We start from the raw sequence: 4,226 nt of genomic DNA, 5'->3' as shown, positions 1-4,226 counted from the left end.
TTAAAAAGATAAGGAGCGTCCAGGCGCTCCCGGAGCACAAGACGGAGCAGATGTACGCCTGACACTTTCATCATCATCGTCATCTTCCTCTCCTTCTTCTCCTCGTCGCCCGTCTGCAGCGGCGGCCATCGCGCACCTGTCGGCCGCCGACCCGAGGCTTGGCAGGGTAATCGCGGCCGTTGGCGACTATACGATAAGGCAGGCAACGACAGCGAAAGAAACCGGCAACGTCAGGCCGTTCCAGTCGCTTGTCGAGGCGATAATGTACCAGCAGCTTGCCGGGGGCGCGGCAGACGCCATCCGAGCCCGCTTTGTCAAGCTGTACGGCGGACGGTTACCTGCCCCTGCCAGGCTGCTTGCCACGCCGGACGGCGCCCTGCGTAACGCCGGGTTGTCTGGCAGAAAGATAGAGTACATGAAGGATCTGGCGTCGCGCGTGGCTGGAGGCAGGATCGACCTCGCCGCGCTTTCAGAGATGGGCGACGAAGAGGTGGTAAGCCAGCTTTCAGAAGTAAAGGGGATTGGCAGGTGGACTGCCGAGATGTTTCTGATATTTCACCTGGGCAGGCCCGACGTGCTGCCTGTTGGAGACCTCGGACTCCGCAAGGCCATGCAAAAAACATACTCGCTCCGCTCGCTCCCGCCGCCTGAAAAGATGGTGAAAATAGCCGAGCCGTGGCGGCCCTACAGGAGCGTCGCCACGTGGTACCTCTGGAAGTCGCTTGACAAGTTCAAGGCTATTGGCTGACTATTTTCATCTCTTTGGCGAGCATCCTGACCAGGCTCTCGTCCAGGTCGAGCTGCTCGGCGACCAGCTCCTCCGAAATGCCGGACTCGAGCAGGTTGCGAAGCATCTCCTTCTTCTCCTCGTTCACCACGTTGCTTGGAGGGTAGAGCGACAGCTCTTTTTCGACCGACTTGATGTACGCCTGCACCTTCGACACTATCTCGTCGGGCTTGACGTCCGGCTCGGTCGAGATGACCAGGATGTGGTCCTTTACCGGCACGCTGACGATGTTGACGCCGTCATAGTTATAGACCACGGACTTGAGCTCGCCAAGCTCGTTAGAGAACATCCTGCGCAGGTCAACTATGTAGGCTGATTGCGCCAGGCTGATCTCGCTGTTCCTGCCGGTCAGCTTGTCCGGCGCGTCCTCGCGCCTTATGCCTGCGTAGAGGTGGCCTGATTTTTCAACCACGCCGGCGAACCGGATCTTGTTGTGTAACGCAAGGATATTCTTGGAAAACTGTTCTGCACGCATAATATTTCATGCTTGCATAGCGGGGTGCAAAATATAGGCTTTTTGTAGCAGGCGCCAGCCGCGGTGTAAAAAAACGCCGTCAGCCGCGGCGGCCATTGTCCCCTCTCACAAGAGAGGCCGCGTAATCGTACCCTTTTCTTATCCACACAAAGGCATCGTCTCCCTTTGTCGATTTGCAGTCCATTTCCATCCAGCCGGCTCTGGCTCCATGGCGAAACGGCCTCAATCCTGCCGCCACAGCTCTGCTCTGGAGGTCCTTGGGCAGCCGGATGATGATCGTCTGCTCCCCTCCTCTTCTTTTGCCAAAGCCTGCAAAGAATTTCCCCTGCACCAGGTAGCACTGGTAGCCAAACATCGGCCTGGTCGTGACGCCGGGCAACCTCTGCTCTATCCTTTTGCGCAAGAGATCCGCTGCAGCAGCATCGGCGGAGGTGGCGCGGCCGTCCTTGGAGGTCAAGCCGACTGTGGCTCCTCGCTGGCGCGGTACATGGCTCCAAGCACGGCTCCCACCGCGACCAGCGCGGCAAGCCACAGCGACAGCTCGTACGCCAGCAGGTGGGCAGGCTCGCCAAAAAGCCCGCTTGGCGTGAACAGCTCAAAGAACACTGCTATGAGCCCCCAGAGGATGAGTCCGAACACGACACCCTTGTGCAGGCCGCTTTTGCCCGGGATCGCAGGGTGGAGCAGGGCAAACACAAAGCTGTAGATGAGGGGGGTCACGATGAGGGCCGGTGCCAGCGATGCCAGCGAGGGGACTGGCTCTATCTCTGTCCAGACTGCCACCAGCTTGGGGCTCTGGCCTGCGCCGGATTCGTCAAAGATTATCCGCTGCGACAGCGGGTTCATGAAGAGAAGGAAGAGGAGCGTCATGTTGAGCGCGGCGGCCGCCGGCGCGGCGATTGCCAACCTCCTCCAGTTTATCGGTCCTGCTGTCGCCGTGAAATTCTTTGCGAGGTTCATCCCTCATCTATCCTCTCCTTTTCCCGCTCCTGTCGCACTCACTCCGGCTAGACCTCGACGGCCCTCCCGCCGAGGGTGCCTGCCTTGTTGGACGCCAGGAACGCGGCCATCTCTGCCATGTCGCCAAGCGTCGTCGCAGGGCGCCCCGGTGGCGCGGCGTCCCTGACGGCGCGGGCAAATGCCTCCGGCTCTATCCCAAGGGTCCTGGCGTTTACCTCGTACGTCTGCCTGATGGTCCGCGTCTCGGCCATGGCTCTTGGCCGTATGCAGACCACACTGATGCCTGACCTGCCAAGCTCGGCGGCGGGGGACCTGCTCATGCCCTCGATGGCAGCGCACGCGGCTGTGATGTTTGCCATGAACAGGCGCGCGTCTGTCGATACCGAGGCAGAAAGCATGAGGATGACGCCGGATTTCTGCGCCTGCATGTGCTTTGCTGCAAGCCTTGAGGTAAGGAACTGCGATCCGACGTGCGTCGCGATGGGAAGCAAGAACCTGTCGTAAGGGATTTTTGTGCAGGGCGTGCCGTATCCTGCGTCCACCGGCTGGACGCCAATTGCGTTGAACACAATGTCGACACGGCCTGCCCTTCCAACCACGTCCTTCTCCAAATACGAATCTACAGCTTGTTCGTCCAGCGCATCCACCTCTGCTGCGTATGCCACGCCGCCAGCGTCGCGGATCTCTTTAGCCAGCGACTCTACAGGAGCCAGCCTCCTGCCTGAAAGGAACGCGGCGGCTCCTTCCCGGGCCAGCACCCTGCTCACGCTTGATCCGACCTCTCCTCCAGCCGCAAAGACGGCCGCGACCTTGTCTTCAAGTAACAATGCCATGTACGGCGTGCAGCTGCCAGAGTACTTATATTCTCGCTACTTGCTACTACTACAAGTAGTAGTAATAATGGGTGGAGGTTCAACGGCATCCGTCCAGGAGAGGAGAGACCTGCACGATTCGTTAAAGTCGCTTGGCATGTCCGAATACGAGGCAAGAGCGTATGTGAGCCTGCTGGCCCTAGGCGTAACAGACGCAAAAAGCCTCTGCTCCCATTCGGGCGTGCCTTCAAGCAAGATCTATGCCATCACAGAAAAATTCGGGCTGCTCGGCCTGCTGGAGGTGCAGCAGTCACGGCCAGCCAAGTTCAGGGCGCTTGAGCCGTCTGTCGGAGTGGCGCGCCTGATGAAGAACAAGCAGAAGGAGCTTGCCCTGCTAGGTGAGGCCCTGCCACTGCTGCAGTCCGAGCTGGGCGAGATTTATGATGGGAGTAGAGGCAGCCAGAGGCAGGGGGAGGACGGTAGCAGCAGCAAGACATTCTTTAACCTCGAGTTTGGGATGAAAAACCACATCCAGAAGCACCTGCCCCACCTGGCAGACGCCCGGGCCGAGATCCTCTCGTATTTCGAGCCGACCTGCCTCAGCGGCGCGAGGGTCTACGGCCAGAATGTAAAACAAAAGATCGTCCAAAACATAACGGCCGGCAACGTATCTGCGCGCATAATCTTTGGCGTGAGCAGCAGCACCCGAGGAGGGATAGGGGAGACAGGCAAGCTGGTAGAGAGCTTTGTCAGGGGCCTGCCGGAATCTGCCAAGATACAGGTCAGGCACACAAAGCAGATCCATGCGCCATTTCACGTAATAGACGGCAGGAGCGTGGTGATGGTCGTGGACAACCCGCTTTTCTGGGAAGGCAGGGTGGCGTCGATATACGCGGTCGATTCGAACCTGGCCAGGGAGCTGCGCAAAGGCTACCAGCTACTGTGGGATTCTGCGCAAGAGCTATGAACTAGGTTAGACGGGCTTCAGCATGTGTGTATTTTTTAAAATAATTTGAAAATAAGAAAGGAGAGAAAGGAAGAACGGAAAAGGCGGCTTATGTCTTTTGCGGGACTTCCTTTATCCTGCCCCTGCCGGTCTTGCGCGGGGCAATGTTGCCAACCTTGCGTCCCGGAGGCGTGTTCCTGCTGACAGACGACTGGCGCCCGATGTGCTGGTGCCTGCCTCCTCCGT

6 protein-coding genes are annotated in these 4,226 nt (G+C 58.9%); 2 read left to right on the top strand and 4 right to left on the bottom strand.

All coding sequences use genetic code 11. The features are described from left to right. The first annotated feature begins 262 nt into the window (after positions 1-262). Positions 263-748 (top strand): DNA-3-methyladenine glycosylase 2 family protein, encoded by a 486-nt coding sequence (locus WKI84_RS12895; protein ID WP_337863968.1) that lies wholly within the window; start codon positions 263-265, stop codon positions 746-748. Here the strand turns inward: WKI84_RS12895 and WKI84_RS12890 are convergent. From WKI84_RS12890 to WKI84_RS12875, 4 genes are all read right to left on the bottom strand, one after another. After that, a complete protein-coding gene (locus WKI84_RS12890) occupies positions 738-1,262 on the bottom strand; it encodes a DUF6659 family protein (RefSeq protein WP_337863967.1) in 525 nt (174 codons plus the stop codon). The genes WKI84_RS12895 and WKI84_RS12890 overlap by 11 nt on opposite strands. A gap of 79 nt (positions 1,263-1,341) precedes the next feature. After that, on the bottom strand, positions 1,342-1,719 hold the full coding sequence (locus WKI84_RS12885) for a TfoX/Sxy family protein (RefSeq protein ID WP_337863966.1): 378 nt from the start codon (positions 1,717-1,719) through the stop codon (positions 1,342-1,344). Further along, a complete protein-coding gene (locus tag WKI84_RS12880) occupies positions 1,716-2,222 on the bottom strand; it encodes a hypothetical protein (RefSeq protein WP_337863965.1) in 507 nt (168 codons plus the stop codon). Before WKI84_RS12880 ends, WKI84_RS12885 begins: the two co-directional genes overlap by 4 nt. Positions 2,223-2,269: 47 nt before the next feature. Then, positions 2,270-3,055, bottom strand: a complete 786-nt coding sequence (locus WKI84_RS12875) for an SDR family oxidoreductase (RefSeq protein ID WP_337863964.1) — start codon at positions 3,053-3,055, stop codon at positions 2,270-2,272. A 67-nt stretch (positions 3,056-3,122) separates the two neighbouring features. On the opposite strand from WKI84_RS12875, the gene WKI84_RS12870 reads away from it, so the two are divergent. Beyond that, entirely contained in the window at positions 3,123-4,001 is an 879-nt protein-coding gene (locus WKI84_RS12870; protein ID WP_337863963.1) for a helix-turn-helix domain-containing protein, read from the top strand. Positions 4,002-4,226 lie beyond the last annotated feature (225 nt).

Source organism: Nitrososphaera sp. (genome assembly GCF_037447015.1).
In the GTDB taxonomy this organism is placed as follows: Archaea; Thermoproteota; Nitrososphaeria; order Nitrososphaerales; family Nitrososphaeraceae; genus Nitrososphaera.
This window is presented reverse-complemented; position numbering and strand designations above follow the sequence as displayed.